Here is a 494-nt window from a genome sequence, read left to right as displayed (position 1 = left end):
CCTTTAAAAGTAAATGGGCTATCCCTGGGGGATTTGTTTTAAATGATGAATCCTTAGAGGAAGCTGTAGAAAGAGAACTGCAAGAAGAGACGGGGGTTAAAATAAATTACCTTGAGCAATTGTATACATTTGGGAAACCAACACGAGACCCTAGAGGGAGAGTGGTATCTATTGCTTATTTTGGTTTAGTGAGACCTAATACATTTAAAATATTTGCATCCACAGATGCTTCTGAAGTTCTATGGTTTAATATTAATGAGCTGCCTGAGCTTTCATTTGACCATGAGGAGATTTTAAATATGGCCATAAAGAGATTACAAGATAAAATCACTTATGAGCCCATAGGTTTTGAGTTGCTTGATAAGAAATTCCCATTTTCAGATTTAGAAAAACTATATACTACACTATTGGGTCGAGAAATTGACAGGCGTAATTTTAGAAAGAAAATAATAAGCCTAAATGTGCTTGACGAACTTGCTGAAAAAGTATCAAAA

Annotated in this window: 1 protein-coding gene; it reads left to right on the top strand. The window is 34.8% G+C overall.

Going from position 1 to position 494, the window contains the following annotated elements:
- Positions 1 to 494 (top strand): NUDIX domain-containing protein (locus tag J8281_RS19025; RefSeq protein WP_210199238.1); only part of this gene is annotated, 494 nt, incomplete at both ends.

The sequence above is a fragment of the Aquimarina sp. U1-2 genome (assembly GCF_017897595.1).
Taxonomy (GTDB): Bacteria; Bacteroidota; Bacteroidia; order Flavobacteriales; family Flavobacteriaceae; genus Aquimarina.
Note: the sequence above shows the minus strand (reverse complement) of the source record. Positions and strands in the feature narration are given on the sequence as shown.